A 13,123-nucleotide genomic window follows, 5' to 3' on the forward strand; every position below is an offset into this window, starting at 1 on the left:
ATCCTCAACACTAAACCGGTGCTCAGCTGGCCAGCATCATGACGCTGACCGCAGCCGCGACCGCCGCGACGACGATCCAGGTCACCAGGGCGGGCAGCACGGTCAGCGTGAGCACTGCCACCACGATCAGCCCGGTGAGGGTGACCGCGCCCGCGATCGCGACCTGGCCCGAATCGTTGACCCGGTCCCGGGTCTTGGCCATCACGGCCAGCACGAGCGGCAGTCCGGCAACGGCGAGCAGCACGGTCGCGACGATCCGCCAGGTCTCCACATGCCCACGCTAGCGAGCGACGATCGGATGTGAAGTGACCCACACTCACCCGGCCTAGCCAGGCGTTGCCCTGGACGGGTGACGGGCTTTCGGCGGCGGCGGTCCGGAGGGGCCTTGCCCGCTTGGTTACGCTCCCGAGTCATGAGTGCGACCAAATGGGAGTACGCCACCGTCCCGCTGCTGATCCACGCTACGAAGCAGATTCTCGACCAGTGGGGCGAGGACGGCTGGGAGCTGGTGACCGTGCTGCCCAACCCGAGCGGCGAACAGCACGTCGCGTACCTGAAGCGGCCGAAGAGCTGAGGGGGCGGCGTTGACCTGGAGCGACCGGCTCGCCGAACTCGGAATCGAACTGCCCGGAGTCGCCGCACCGCTGGCCGCGTACGTGCCGGCCGTGCGCACCGGCTCGCACGTCTACACCTCCGGCCAGCTGCCTTTCGTCGACGGCGCGCTCGCCGCGACCGGGAAGGTCGGCGGCGAGGTCAGCCCGGAGGAAGCCAAGGGCCACGCCCGCACGGCGACGCTGAACGCGCTCGCCGCGGTGCACGCCCTCGTCGGCATTGACTCTGTTGTCCGGATTGTCAAGGTGGTCGGTTTCGTCGCCTCCGCGGAGGGCTTCACCGGCCAGCCCGCGGTCGTGAACGGGGCGTCCGAGCTGCTCGGCGAGATCTTCGGCGACGCCGGGGTACACGCGCGGTCGGCCGTCGGCGTCGCGGAGCTTCCGATCGCTTCGCCGGTGGAAGTCGAACTGATCGTGGAGGTGGAGTGATGGACCCCGACATCGAACAGTCCCTGCACGAACTGCTGCTGCGGCTCGCGGGCCGCACGCCGGACCAGCTGTTGTGGCGATTCCGCGACTGGCTCGGCGAAGGCGCGATGGGGACGCTCGCGCGGACCCTGCCGAGGTCTTTGCTCAAGCACAGGATCGATTTGGACCAGGCGGAGTACCGCCTGCTCGTGGCCGGTCTGATCCCGCACGGCGCCGACTGGCACCAGGTGAGTTCCACCCTGGGGGTAGACGACGTCACCGAGACCAGGTACACATTCACGCAGAGTGCGCCCGAATGGGTGAACTCCGTCGACTCTGTGTCCGTCTTGCTCCACGCGACGTTGCGTGGACGCGCGGATGTGGGGGAAGTACGGCAGAGCTGGCGGCGCCTCGGCGCTTCCGGCGAGGGCGGGGCGAAGCGTGTCCTGCTGGTGACGGCGACCGCGGGACAGCCCCGGCTCACCGGTGAACTGCAGCGGGTGCTGCGGGTCATGGGGGACGAGGAACCCAGCGTCGAGGTCATCCCGCCGCGCTTCGACCTTCCCGGGTACCACCGGGCCGCGCTCGCCGAGTCCGAGCTGGTCTGCGTAGGCGCCGCGGGCGCCGGTCATCGACTTGTCGCCGCTTAACGCTCGTTGCCGCCAGGCGAGCTGGGAGGAGCAGAGCCATGGTGGAGGTTCACGACGGCCCGATGGACGGGTTCTCGGTGCCCCTGCGCCTGCATAACTTGTTGCTGGCCCTGGCGGGCCGCATCGACGACAGCGCCCTTACCGAAGCGCGGGAACTGATCGCCCGTGCCCACATCGACGAGGCGGTGGAACTCACCACCGGCACGTTGATCGCGGGCCGGATCGGGGTGAGCGAGGCCGAACAGCGCGAGCTGGCGCTGGTCCTCGAGATGAGCCGATCGGACGCGACGCTCGCGAACGACCTGCTGGTCACCGACCACGAGCCGATGCACACGCACCGGTTCACGGGCGACAACCAGCCCGAGTTCGGTCTCGCCGAGGCGCTCGACCGCACCCTGCAGGTGCTGCCCGACGTGCGTTCCGTGCACGCGGTGTGGCGCAACACCCCGGCGGGCAGCGTGCCGGGCGCGCTGCCGCAGCGGGTCGTGCTGGTCGAGCTGGGTCCGGAGGGCAATCCGCCTGCGGTCGCTTTCCGCGTCGACACCGCGTTGCGCCGGGCGGGCATCCGCTCGGTCGTCGAGGTGAGCGGCCCGGGGATCCCGCAGTCGGATTACCACCAGGCCGCGGGAGCTGTCGCGAGCCCGGTGTGGGTCACCGGCAGCACTCATTCGGCCCCGGACTACCGGCCGGAACCGACGCCGCAGCGCAGCGCCCCGGCGCCCGCTCCGGCCCCGGTGCCCGAACCGGTCGCCGAAGCCCCGAGCCGCCACGGTCACCGTCAGCCCGAGCCGGAACCGGTAGCCGCCGCCGAACCGGTGGTTCCGGTCGCGCCAGTGGTGCCGATCGTGCAGGCCGTGCCCGCCCAACCGGTCGCCATGCCGGAGCCGGCGGCTGAGCCCGCAGCTTCGGAGCGTCCGCGGACGGCCGGGTCGGAGACGCGCGCCGAGCGCACGTCGGACCTGACGCCGTCCGAGGTGGCGCAGCTGCGGCGCGCGCTGGCCGAGGATCCGGAGAAGGGCCGCGAGATCGCCGCGGGCAAGCCGAGCATGCACGAGGTGGTCGAGCTGCCCGCGCTGGATCTGGACGATCCGAGCCTGTCCGAACGCGACCGTGCCCTGTTGCGCGAGCTGCACGAGGAACTGGCCGAACGCGAACGTGCCGAGGCCGCCCGGTTGCGGCTCAACGGCGCGTCCCGTTCCGGTGGGGACCAGCACTGGTCCTGACTGTTTGTTTCGGTGAAGGGCCCCTCGCGATTCCAGCGAGGGGCCCTTCACTGGTTTTCGGTCCGTGAGGGTCTCTGGGTACGTGAAGGGCTCCTTGAGGGAGTCAGATTCCCTCAAGGAGCCCTTCACAGCTTTCGGGCGACCGGACGCGAGACGGCGGCTTTGGGCTGGCTCGCGTCGCGGTCCGTGAGGGCCACCCCGAGGGACTCTGATTCCGTGAAGGTTCCCCTCACGGACCGTCGCGAGGTGACACAAGTAATCCGCGCCGCGTACGGATTGCGAGGTATGTTGCCCGGGTGGAACGGCCGCGTGAATTCGTTTTCGACATCCCCGCCCGTCCCGGCATCGCGATCCGGGACAACGCGGATGGCCCGCCGGCGACCCCGAAGGACGCCGCCACGGTGATCCTGCTGCGGGACACCTCGCCCGGCGTGGAGGTCTTCCTCCAGCACCGCGTGATGGGCATGGCGTTCGCCGGCGGGATGACTGTGTTCCCCGGCGGCGGGGTGGACCCGCGCGACGCCGACGCGTCCGTGGCATGGGCTGGTCCGCCGCCGTCGTGGTGGGCCGAGCAGTTCACCTGCGACGAAAGCCTTGCCCGCGCGCTCGTGTGCGCCGCGGTGCGGGAGACGTTCGAGGAGTCCGGCGTGCTGCTGGCCGGGACCGAGGACTCGGTGGTCGCCGACGTCGCGCCGTATCACGAAGCGCGGAAAGCCTTGGAGTCACGGGAAATCTCGCTCGCCGGGTTCCTCGCCGACGCCGGGCTCACCTTGCGTGCGGACCTGCTGCACCCGTACGCGCACTGGGTCACGCCGCCGCAGGAGCAGCGTCGATACGACACCCGCTTTTTCGTCGCGAAGCTCCCCGAAGGCCAGCGCGCGGACGGCGCGACCTCCGAAGCCGCCGCCGCCGGTTGGCAACCGCCCGCCGAGGCAGTCGCGGACGCCCGCGAAGGCCGTCGCACGCTGATGCCGCCGACCTGGCTGACCCTCGTCGAACTCACCGAGTTTTCCGAGGCCGACGCGGTGCTCGCCGAGCCGCGCGAGATCGTGAAGACCGTGCCGACCCTTGTCCGGGACGGCGAGAACATCCGCGTTGTCCTCGATACTTCGGAGTCCTGAGTGACCGCTCCTGCTTATGGCGTGCTGCGCCGTGTTTCCGCGACCGCGTCGGTGCTGTTGGAGAACAACCCGTCGACGATGACGTTAGAGGGAACCAACACCTGGGTCCTGCGCGGTGGTGACGCCGCTGGTGCCGTGGTCGTCGACCCCGGCTACCACGACCTGGACCACCTGGAAAAACTTGCGGGCGTCGGCCCCGTCGAGCTGATCCTGTTGACGCACCACCACCCGGATCACGCCGAAGGCGCACCCTGGTTCGCCTCGAAAACGGGCGCGCCCGTCCGAGCCTTCGACCCTTCCCTCTGCATCGACGCACCCCCCTTCGCCGACGGTGATGTCATTGCCGCAGGCGGCCTGGACTTCACTGTCCTGCACACCCCCGGCCACACCGACGATTCGGTATCGCTGCTGGTAGCGGGCCAGATCCTGACCGGAGACACCATCCTCGGCCGGGGCACGACGGTCCTGCACGACCTTGGCGACTACCTGCGCTCGCTGCGCACCCTGATCGCCCTGCCCGCCGGCACGCCGGGCCTGCCCGGACACGGCCCGGAGCTGCCGGACCTGCCCGCGACCGCACGGGAGTATTTGGCGCACCGGGAACAGCGCCTGGATCAGGTGCGTTCCGCCTTGCGACAGCTCGGCGAAGACGCGACCCCGCGGCAAGTGGTCGAGATCGTCTACGCCGACGTCGACCGCGCGCTGTGGGCTCCGGCCGAGGCGAGCGTGCGCGCACAACTGGACTACCTACGGGCTTCTTCGGAGGACGGACAATGAGCAACGTCGAGGTCGAGTTCTACTGGCGCCCAGGCTGCGGCTTCTGCTCGGCTTTGCGCCGCCCACTGCTGGAGAGCGGCCTGCCGGTGCGGGAAATCAACATCTGGGAAGAGCCGGGCGCGGCGGAGCGAGTGCGCGCAGTGGCGAACGGGAACGAGACCGTGCCCACGGTGATCGTCGGGTCGACCGCGCTGGTGAACCCGACCTTCGACGAGGTCAAGGCCGCAGTGGCCGCGGAGACGGCTGCCTGAGAGCGGTTCCGGACGCGCTGCGGTTCGTGGCGCTGGGCGCTTGCCTCGGACGCGCCGGGGAGGCTCGGATGAGCTCCCGGCTTGCTCGGATGTGCTGCGGCCAGCACCGGCCTGGCTCAGCGACAGGCGACCTGACTCAGGCCAGCTCGGCTCGGCCCAGCCCAGCCCAGCCCGGCATGGCGTGGGTGGGCTTCGCGCTGGTCGCCCAACCCGGCTCGGCTCGGCCCAACCCGGCTCGGCTCGGCCCAACCCGGCTCGGCTCGGCCCAACCCGGCTCGGCCCAACCCGGCTCGGCCCAACCCGGCATGGCGTGGGTGAGCTGCACGCTGCTCGCCCGACCCGGCTCGCCTCGCCCGACCCGGCTCGCCTCGCGCAATCCGGCTCGCCTCGCCCGACCCGGCTCGCCTCGCCCGACCCGGCTCGCCTCGCGCAATCCGGCTCGCCTCGCGCAATCCGGCTCGCCTCGCCTCGCCCGACCCGGCTCGCGCAATCCAGGTTGGTTTCCTCTCGCTCCGGCAGCGGCGCCCCGGAGCGGGGTCCGAGACCGTGCGGTCGGACCGCGACGATTCCGGAGCGCATCCCTCCTGGTGCGAATCGGCCGTCCGCGCGAACCTGGCCTCGGCGAGCGCCGGAGTCGGCGAGCACTGGAGTCAGTGAGCGCCGGTCACCGAGGCAGCATCGGCATCAGGTAGTACTTCAATCCCACCTCCCGTCCGTCCTCGTCGGCCGGAGTCAGGACGCACGCTCGCAGCCCTGGCTGGATCGCCAGTCGCACTCGTCCTCCGGTGAACGGGGGCTAGTGCGTCCAGGAGGTACCGGGCCTGGAAGGACGGCGAGGTCCGGCCGCCGCAAACGTTTGCCTTCAGGTGTTCCTCTGCCTCGCCGGTGTCTTGCCTAGCGCTGGCCAGGCGGAGGTGTGCGTCGCCGACTTCCAGGGTCAGGACGCGGCGGTCTTCGGAGTAGACGCCGACTCGGCGGATGGCGGCGGCTAGCTCGTCGGCGCCTACCTCGACTTCTGTGTCGACCGCATCGGACGGGATTGCGTCTGCGGACAGGAAGCCTGCGTCCAGGACTGCCGTCGTCACGATGCCGCCGGGCCAGCTCAGGGCGAAGTGGCCGGTGTCGGCGTGCAGTCCCATCGCACCGGCGCTGTGGCGGGCGGCTTCGGTCAGCAAGGTGGCTGGGACCAACACGTCGATGGGTTCTCGGACCTCCTGCAGCGGCAGACGGGCTACGGCCATTCGGTAGCGGTCTGAGGCTGTCAGGCAGAGTTCGTCGCCGATGGATTGCACTCGTACGCCGGTGAAGACCGGGAGCGGGTCGTCTTTCGCGGCGGTGCCTGCGACGGTGCGTAAAGCAGCGCCTAGGGCAATACCGTCTACTTTGGACAGTAAGGGTGGCGGCGCTGGATCGTGCAGTAGGTCGCGGTCCAGGAGAGGCAAGGCGAAGCGGGCATTGTCCGTTCGGATCGCGAGGCGGGTTCCTTCGACGGCGAGCCGGACCTGGTCGACGTCCAGCATGCGGACCGTTTCGGCGAAAGGCGCGGCTGGCACTACGACTTCGCCGTCGAGATGCGTCGTCGCCGGGCAGGACAGCTGGACGGCCAGGTCGCGGTCGTTGCCGGACACGACGAGACCGTCAGCGTTCGCCCGCAAGCGCAGGCGGGCTTGCCTCGAGAGGAGTCGGCTAGCGGCGGTCACGACGGCCGCTAGCGGCCGTACGAAAGAAGTGAGATCCATGCCACGCAACGTAACGGCGACCACCGACAAAAACGTGAGTCAAGGCTGTTGAGCTGCGGAAACACGTCGATATGCGCGGGCACGGACGGTGGGTGAAACGCCTAGCCCGCAGCCCCAACGAGTGCAGTGTCGGCAACCGCGGGCGAAGCAGCCCGCACGGTCCCGCGCAGCAGCCACACCACCCCGGCCAACGCGACCCCAGCCACCCCGGCGGCCAAGAAAGCCGCAGCCGTCCCGGAATGCTCGACCAGATAGCCACTCACCGACTGCCCGGCCGCGAGACCCAGCGTGACCGCCGTGAGGACCCACCCGAACGCTTCGGCCGCAGTGCCGCGCGGAGCGACGACCTCGATCGCCGCGGAGTGGGTCGTCGACTGGGGCGTGATCATCGCGCCGGCCAGGAGCATCAGCAGCGCCAGTGCCCACAGGCTCGACGGAAGGGCAAGCAGCGCGACGAAAGCGCCGAATCCGCCCAGCAAAATCGGCAGGCGCAGGCCGAGGCGGCGCGGCCACGGGTGCAGGCTGTAGGCCACGCCGAACGCCACGGAGCTCAGCGACCACGCCGACAGCAGCAAACCGCTCAGCGAGGGGTGGCCGGATTCCGTTGCGGCGGCGGGAACAGCGACCTCCACGAACCCGATCACCATGCCGAAACCGAGCGCTGCCAACGCAAGCGTCCGCATGCCGGGGCTGGCCAGTGCGCCGAGCAGCGGCGTCTTGGCCTTCGGGGCCGGACCCCACGCGCGCACGGTCGGGTTCAGTGCGAACAGCACCGCGCCGGTGACCATCGTGATCGAGCCGACGACCATGCCGGTGCCCGCCCACGGCGCGGTGATCAGCAGGCCCGCGATGCCGGGGCCGAGAATGAAGAAGACCTCCATGCTGATCGCCTCGTACGACAGCGCGGCGTTGCGGGCCGGCCCTTCAGGCAGGATTTTCGTCCACAGCGCCCGCGACGCGGAGCCGACCATCGGTTCCGAAAGCCCGGTCGCGGCGGCCAGCGGGATCAGCGCGAACGTCGGCAGGTGCGCCTCGATCGCGATCGCGAGCGACGCCATCGACAGCGCGAACACGGCGGCGACGATCAGCAGCGGACGGCTCGGCCCGAACCGGTCGATCAGCCTGCCCTGGACGACCGCGCCCACCGAGACCCCGGCGAGCGAACTCGCCGATACCAGCCCGGCCGCGGCGAACGAACCGGTTTCACGCTGCACGTACAGCAGTGCGGAAATGCCGATCATCGCGATCGGGAGCCGGGCCAGGATCGACGCGACCACCGGGCCGCGCGAGCCAGGGGCGGTCAGCGCGGCACGGTAGTCGGCGAGCGTGGTGCGGCCTTCGGAATGGGCAGACTGGGACACGCGTACTAGTATGGCGAAATTGGTACGGAGGTACCAGTTATTTTCTGGTCGTCTTGGTCACGCCCGATCGGGTCAGTCGCTACGCTCGCGCGATGCGGCTGATGTTCTCCTCCGGGGCTGGATACAGCCATATCGCGCCGATGCTGCCGCTCGCCCAGGCGGCACGGAAAGCCGGGGACGAGGTCGCGTTCGTGACCGGTCCGGAAGCCATGCGGTACCTGGAAAACACTGGGCTGCAGGCCGTCTCCGTAGGACGGCCGAGCGATCCTGCCGCCGCGGCCGCGATGTGGCAGCGGGCCCGCGAGGAGATGGCCGGGATGACCGCGGCCGAACGGCTCTCCCACCTGGTCGCCGAGTACATGGTCGGCCTCGGCGCGGCCGCACGGCTCGACGACATGGTCGAGTTCGTCCGCGACTGGCGGCCCGATTTCATCATCGCGAACCTCGCCGAACGCGCGGCTGTGATGGCCGCGTGCCTGGTCGGCGTCCCGTACGCGATGCACGCGATCGGCCCGCCGAAGTCCGCCGCGACGATGGAGCGAGCCTGGGAAGTCGCCAACGGCCTGGTCCGCCAGCGAGGCCTCGACGGGTTGCCGCCGCGCGACACCGTGCCGTACCTGGACTTCTGGCCCGAGGGGCTGAGCCCGGCCGACGTCCCGTGGGAGTACCCGACGCGCTGGCCGCTCCTGCCCGCCGACGTGGTCCCGACGCCTGGTCCGCGCCCGGCGGTGCTCGACAGGCTGCCGTACGACCGAACCGTCTACGTCACCCTCGGCACCACCCACAACGCACGGCCCGGCGTGCTGGAAGGGATGGTGGCCGCGCTTCGCGACGAGCCGGTGAACGTCGTGGCGACAATCGGCCGCGACGGCGACGTCGGCCGGTTCGGGGAGCAACCCGACCACGTGCGGATCGAGCAATTCGTGCCGCAGACCCAACTGCTGCCCGCGGTCGACGCGGTGGTCTGCCACGGCGGTTCGGCGACCGTTCTCGGCGCGCTCGCGCACGGCGTGCCGCTGGTGGTTTCGCCGCTGGCGGCTGATCATTTCGAAGTCGCCGCGCAGGTGCGGGCGGCTGAGGCGGGGATCGTGGCCGACTCCGGCGACGGGATTCTCGACGCGGTCCAGACGGTGCTCGGCGAGCAAAAGTACCGGGTGTCCGCCGAGTCCCTCGCCGCTCAGATCGCCGGGCAACCCGCTCCGGCGGCGATGGTTGCTCGATTGCGCGAACTAGAGGTCTCGATCCGGTAACAGCAGCTGGATTCTTCGTGAACTAGTGCAACGAAGACGCGGTCTTGGCGTCCTTGAGGGTGAATGGCCTTGAATTCGTGAGTTTTGGCCGTGATGGTTGAACGACAGCCCATTGCGGGCTGGACAGCACTGCAGCACCCAGCTCCCTCCGGCATATGGGTCGGGGCCTGGTCCGGAGGGCGGGGAGCGCGGGTCGTCGGGGGATGATCCGTGCGCAGGCGAGGAGCCGGTGCGCCACGTCGGGGGTGGCGCCCGGCTTCTTGTCATTTTCCTGGCCGCACGCGCGGAAACCGGCGGCGACACGGGCCCGCGGCGGAATGCCGCTCTTGTGGGGGATAGATGCACGAAGGCCACCCCCGGTAGGAGGTGGCCTTCGAAAAACCCGTGCGGATTAACCCACTCGGGGGAAGATCAGCGGGCGCGGCGAGCGAGCCGCTCCGGGTCCAGGATCAGGACGCTCTTGCCCTCGAGCCGCAGCCAGCCGCGGTGGGCGAAGTCGGCCAGCGCCTTGTTGACGGTCTCGCGGGACGCGCCGACGTACTGGGCGATCTCTTCCTGCGTCAGGTCGTGCGTGACCCGCAGCAGGCCGGCCTCCTGGCTGCCGAAGCGCTGCGCCAGCTGCAGCAGCGCACGGGCCACGCGGCCGGGGACGTCGGTGAAGATCAGTTCCGCGACCATGTTGTTCGTGCGGCGCAGGCGGCGCGCGACCACGCGCAGCAGCTGCTCGGCGATCTCCGGGCGGGTGGCGATCCACTGCCGCAGCGCCGGGCGGTCCATGGTGACCGCGCGGACCTCGGTGACCGTCGTGGCGCCGGACGTGCGCGGGCCGGGGTCGAAGATGGACAGTTCGCCGAACATGTCGGACGGACCGGCGATCCACAGCAGGTTCTCGCGGCCGTCCGGGGACTTGCGGCCGATCTTCACCTTGCCGGACTGGATGATGTACAGCCGGTCGCCCGGCTCGCCCTCGTTGAAGATGACATGGCCGCGGGGGAACTCCACGGATTCCAAGGTCTGGGCCAGCGCCTCCGCCGCTGCCGGCTCCACACCCTGGAAAATGCCCGCACGGGCCAGGGTTTCGTCCACCTCGGGTGCCTCCTCGTCGAGAAACGATCACTTCCTTCGCATGCCGAAGGCAGTGTCGCCGATCACTTTCGCGTCAGTCTAGGGCGTGTCGGGCAGATCGCTCGTCGGCTCGCCGCGCCCGGCGCGGCTGCCTGGAACGATCACGTCCGACTGAGCAGCCTAACTCCGCACCTTGCGCGCGCGTAGCCTGGCTGCCCGTCCGCCGAGCCGGCGAAGCCGGAACAGCTCGAGCGCGCGGCCGATCCCGTGCCCGTACAGGGCCCTGACCTCGTTGGGCTGAGCCTGCTCCAGGAACTCCTCGACCTCGTTCTCCTGGACCGCGACGTGCTTGAGCCTGCTCTCGACCCGCTCCATGAACAACGCGAAGAACATGATCACCAGCGGGACCAAGATCACGAACCACACGGTCATGCCACAGCTCCGCTGTTGTCGGTGACGCACTCGGTCATGGATCTCCAGATCCTCGCTCAGGGCGGACGCGCGGCCCGCAGAGGTGGTGCTCTGGCGGTTCGGCCGTCCACCGGCGGATGCTCCCGACCGGCTCGTCCGACTCGCCCGTAGGCTATCGGGGTGCCCCCTGTTGTCCCGAACGGGCCCCGCGCGGACCGCGAAGAAAGCCGGCTCGCCCTCGTGAGACGCGCCCGGCGGATGAAACGTTGCCTCGACGAGGTTTATCCGGACGCGAAGGCGGAGCTGGACTTCACGAATCCGCTGGAACTGCTGGTCGCGGTGGTGTTGTCGGCGCAGACCACGGACGTGCGGGTGAACCTGGTCACGCCCGCGTTGTTCGCGAAGTACCGCACCGCCGCCGATTACGCCGGAGCCGAGCGTTCCGAACTCGAGGAATACCTGCGCACGACCGGGTTTTTCCGGGCGAAAGCGAATTCGCTGCTGGGTCTCGGCGCGGCGCTCGTGGAGCGCTACGACGGCGAGGTGCCGAAGAAACTGGACGACCTCGTCACGCTGCCCGGCGTCGGCCGCAAGACCGCGAATGTCGTGCTCGGCAACGCTTTCGACGTGCCTGGAATCACAGTGGACACTCACTTCGGCCGCCTCGTGCGGCGCTGGGGCTGGACCGCTGAAGAGGACCCGGTCAAGGTCGAACACGCGGTCGGCGAGCTGATCCCGCGGAAAGAGTGGACGATGCTGTCCCACCGCGTGATTTTCCACGGCCGCCGCGTGTGCCACGCGCGGAAACCGGCCTGCGGCGCGTGTCCGCTGCGCAAGGACTGCCCGTCGTTCGGCGCCGGGCCCACTGAGTTCGAAGTGGCCGCGAAGCTGGTCAAAGGCCCGGAAAAGGACCACATCCTCGAGCTGGCGGCGCGCGGGTGACCGCAGTCACCAAATGGGCGCTCGGGGTCGCGGTGCTGGCGGTGGCCGCGCTGGTCGCGGTGCTGACGCTTCGCGGCGGCGACGCGACCTCCGCGCCACCCGCGTCCGGCGACCTCACGGCCGCGCGAGGGTCGGCGAAGCTCGAGGCTTGCCCGCCCGCCGCGGCGAAGGAGGTCGGCCAGCTGTCCGGGATCGAGGCGGACTGCCTCGGAGACGGTTCCCGGGTGGACGTCGGCAAGGTTCTCGGCGGCGGTCCGGTGCTGGTCAACGTCTGGGCGTCGTGGTGCCAGCCGTGCCGCACGGAATTGCCGGTGCTGCAGCGGTACGCCGCCGAGCCGGGTGCGGTGCGCGTCGTTGGCGTGCAGGTCGCGAGCCCGGCCGCGGACGGGCTGGGCTTGTTCACGCGACTCGGTGTGCATCTTCCGTCGCTCTATGACGGCGACGGCCAGACCGGTCCCATCCGCACCGCGCTCAAGGCGCCCTCGTCGTTGCCCGCGTCGTACCTGGTCACCGCGGACGGCCAGGTCCGGTTCATCGCGAACCCGCGGTTGTTCGACAACACTGACCAGGTGCGCGCTGCTGTGAAGGACTACTCATGACCGGACCGCTCGTCGAACCCGAAGCCGTGCCGGAGTGGCTGCGGCCGCTGGTGAAGGTGTCCGCCGAGGTCGACAGCCGCACGTTCACCCGGTTCAGCCCGCCGGAAGACCTGCTCACCCGCGCCGCCGCGGTGCTGATCCTGTTCGGCGAACGGCCTGGCGGAGACGGTCCGGACGTCCTGCTGCAGCGCCGCGCGGACACGCTCGGCTCGCACGCCGGGCAGGTTTCGTTCCCCGGCGGCGGCGCGGAGAACGGCGACGACGGCCCGGTCGGCACGGCGCTGCGCGAGGCCGAGGAGGAGACCGGCGTCGACCCGTCGGGGATCCTGCCGGTCGCGGTGCTGCCGGAGCTGTTCGTGCCGGTGTCGAAGTTCGCGGTCACGCCGGTGCTGGCGCACTGGCACACGCCGTCGCCGGTGCGGGCGGTCGATCCGGCCGAGACAGCGGCGGTCGCGCGGGTTTCGCTGGCCGACCTCGCGGACCCGGCGAATCGGTTCACCGTGCGTCGCGGCGACGCGTCGTGGCGGGGGCCGGCGTTCACGGTTGACGGCCTGTTCGTGTGGGGTTTCACCGCTGGTCTGCTGTCCGTGCTGCTGTCGCTCGGCGGCTGGGAACGGGCGTGGGACACCGGCGATGTGCGCGAGCTTGACGTAGCGTGGGCCGAACATCAGGGCCGGTCGGCGGTCCGGGACGGCACTGGCGAGGAGTGACGGCG

At 70.2% G+C, this 13,123-nt stretch carries 16 protein-coding genes; 11 read left to right on the forward strand and 5 right to left on the reverse strand.

Annotated elements, in window-relative coordinates; genetic code table 11:
- Positions 1 to 22 precede the first annotated feature (22 nt).
- Positions 23 to 271, reverse strand: a complete 249-nt coding sequence (locus ACFORO_RS16325; RefSeq protein ID WP_354747467.1) for a hypothetical protein — start codon at positions 269 to 271, stop codon at positions 23 to 25.
- A gap of 141 nt (positions 272 to 412) precedes the next feature.
- Here ACFORO_RS16325 and ACFORO_RS16330 point away from each other — a divergent pair, with 141 nt between their 5' ends.
- The 7 genes from ACFORO_RS16330 to ACFORO_RS16360 all read left to right on the forward strand — a co-directional run bounded on the left by ACFORO_RS16330 (position 413) and on the right by ACFORO_RS16360 (position 5,041).
- Positions 413 to 574, forward strand: coding sequence for a DUF4177 domain-containing protein (locus ACFORO_RS16330; RefSeq protein WP_020664158.1), 162 nt, complete (start codon positions 413 to 415; stop codon positions 572 to 574).
- Between the two features lie 10 nt (positions 575 to 584).
- Positions 585 to 1,040 (forward strand): RidA family protein, encoded by a 456-nt coding sequence (locus ACFORO_RS16335; protein WP_116205785.1) that lies wholly within the window; start codon positions 585 to 587, stop codon positions 1,038 to 1,040.
- Positions 1,040 to 1,669, forward strand: a complete 630-nt coding sequence (locus tag ACFORO_RS16340) for a hypothetical protein (RefSeq protein WP_037808399.1) — start codon at positions 1,040 to 1,042, stop codon at positions 1,667 to 1,669. The genes ACFORO_RS16335 and ACFORO_RS16340 overlap by 1 nt, the downstream gene beginning before the upstream one ends.
- A 38-nt stretch (positions 1,670 to 1,707) precedes the next feature.
- Complete coding sequence (locus tag ACFORO_RS16345) at positions 1,708 to 2,892, forward strand: hypothetical protein (RefSeq protein WP_354747464.1); 1,185 nt, start codon at positions 1,708 to 1,710, stop codon at positions 2,890 to 2,892.
- Positions 2,893 to 3,188: 296 nt separating this feature from the next.
- On the forward strand, positions 3,189 to 4,013 hold the full coding sequence (locus tag ACFORO_RS16350; RefSeq protein WP_354747462.1) for an NUDIX hydrolase: 825 nt from the start codon (positions 3,189 to 3,191) through the stop codon (positions 4,011 to 4,013).
- Positions 4,014 to 4,790, forward strand: coding sequence for an MBL fold metallo-hydrolase (locus ACFORO_RS16355; RefSeq protein ID WP_377867914.1), 777 nt, complete (start codon positions 4,014 to 4,016; stop codon positions 4,788 to 4,790). It abuts the gene before it with no gap.
- A complete protein-coding gene (locus ACFORO_RS16360) occupies positions 4,787 to 5,041 on the forward strand; it encodes a glutaredoxin domain-containing protein (RefSeq protein WP_344265796.1) in 255 nt (84 codons plus the stop codon). Before ACFORO_RS16355 ends, ACFORO_RS16360 begins: the two co-directional genes overlap by 4 nt.
- Before the next feature lie 650 nt (positions 5,042 to 5,691).
- On the opposite strand, the gene ACFORO_RS16365 is transcribed toward ACFORO_RS16360, so the two are convergent.
- Together ACFORO_RS16365 and ACFORO_RS16370 are read right to left on the reverse strand one after the other, a co-directional pair.
- Positions 5,692 to 6,669: a DNA polymerase III subunit beta gene (locus tag ACFORO_RS16365; RefSeq protein WP_377867913.1), complete on the reverse strand. Its 978-nt coding sequence runs from the start codon at positions 6,667 to 6,669 to the stop codon at positions 5,692 to 5,694.
- A 212-nt stretch (positions 6,670 to 6,881) separates the two neighbouring features.
- Positions 6,882 to 8,141 carry an MFS transporter gene (locus ACFORO_RS16370; RefSeq protein ID WP_377867912.1) on the reverse strand — a complete coding sequence of 420 codons (1,260 nt, stop codon included), beginning with the start codon at positions 8,139 to 8,141 and terminating at the stop codon, positions 6,882 to 6,884.
- Between the two features lie 92 nt (positions 8,142 to 8,233).
- On the opposite strand from ACFORO_RS16370, the gene ACFORO_RS16375 reads away from it, so the two are divergent.
- Positions 8,234 to 9,391, forward strand: coding sequence for a glycosyltransferase (locus tag ACFORO_RS16375; RefSeq protein ID WP_377867911.1), 1,158 nt, complete (start codon positions 8,234 to 8,236; stop codon positions 9,389 to 9,391).
- Between the two features lie 411 nt (positions 9,392 to 9,802).
- On the opposite strand, the gene ACFORO_RS16380 is transcribed toward ACFORO_RS16375, so the two are convergent.
- Complete coding sequence (locus ACFORO_RS16380; RefSeq protein WP_009084463.1) at positions 9,803 to 10,477, reverse strand: Crp/Fnr family transcriptional regulator; 675 nt, start codon at positions 10,475 to 10,477, stop codon at positions 9,803 to 9,805.
- A 159-nt stretch (positions 10,478 to 10,636) separates the two neighbouring features.
- Complete coding sequence (locus tag ACFORO_RS16385; protein ID WP_037369289.1) at positions 10,637 to 10,888, reverse strand: hypothetical protein; 252 nt, start codon at positions 10,886 to 10,888, stop codon at positions 10,637 to 10,639.
- A gap of 237 nt (positions 10,889 to 11,125) precedes the next feature.
- On the opposite strand from ACFORO_RS16385, the gene nth reads away from it, so the two are divergent.
- Genes nth through ACFORO_RS16400 form a run of 3 tightly spaced genes read left to right on the forward strand, consistent with a single transcriptional unit; the run spans position 11,126 to position 13,118 of the window.
- The gene (gene nth, locus ACFORO_RS16390) at positions 11,126 to 11,809 is read left to right on the forward strand and encodes an endonuclease III (RefSeq protein ID WP_354747572.1); all 684 of its coding nucleotides are present in this window, start codon (positions 11,126 to 11,128) and stop codon (positions 11,807 to 11,809) included.
- On the forward strand, positions 11,806 to 12,408 hold the full coding sequence (locus ACFORO_RS16395) for a TlpA family protein disulfide reductase (RefSeq protein WP_377867910.1): 603 nt from the start codon (positions 11,806 to 11,808) through the stop codon (positions 12,406 to 12,408). Before nth ends, ACFORO_RS16395 begins: the two co-directional genes overlap by 4 nt.
- Positions 12,405 to 13,118, forward strand: a complete 714-nt coding sequence (locus tag ACFORO_RS16400; RefSeq protein ID WP_354747450.1) for an NUDIX hydrolase — start codon at positions 12,405 to 12,407, stop codon at positions 13,116 to 13,118. The genes ACFORO_RS16395 and ACFORO_RS16400 overlap by 4 nt, the downstream gene beginning before the upstream one ends.
- Positions 13,119 to 13,123: the final 5 nt, after the last annotated feature.

The organism is Amycolatopsis halotolerans (assembly GCF_042647905.1).
GTDB classification, from domain to species: domain Bacteria; phylum Actinomycetota; class Actinomycetes; order Mycobacteriales; family Pseudonocardiaceae; genus Amycolatopsis; species Amycolatopsis halotolerans.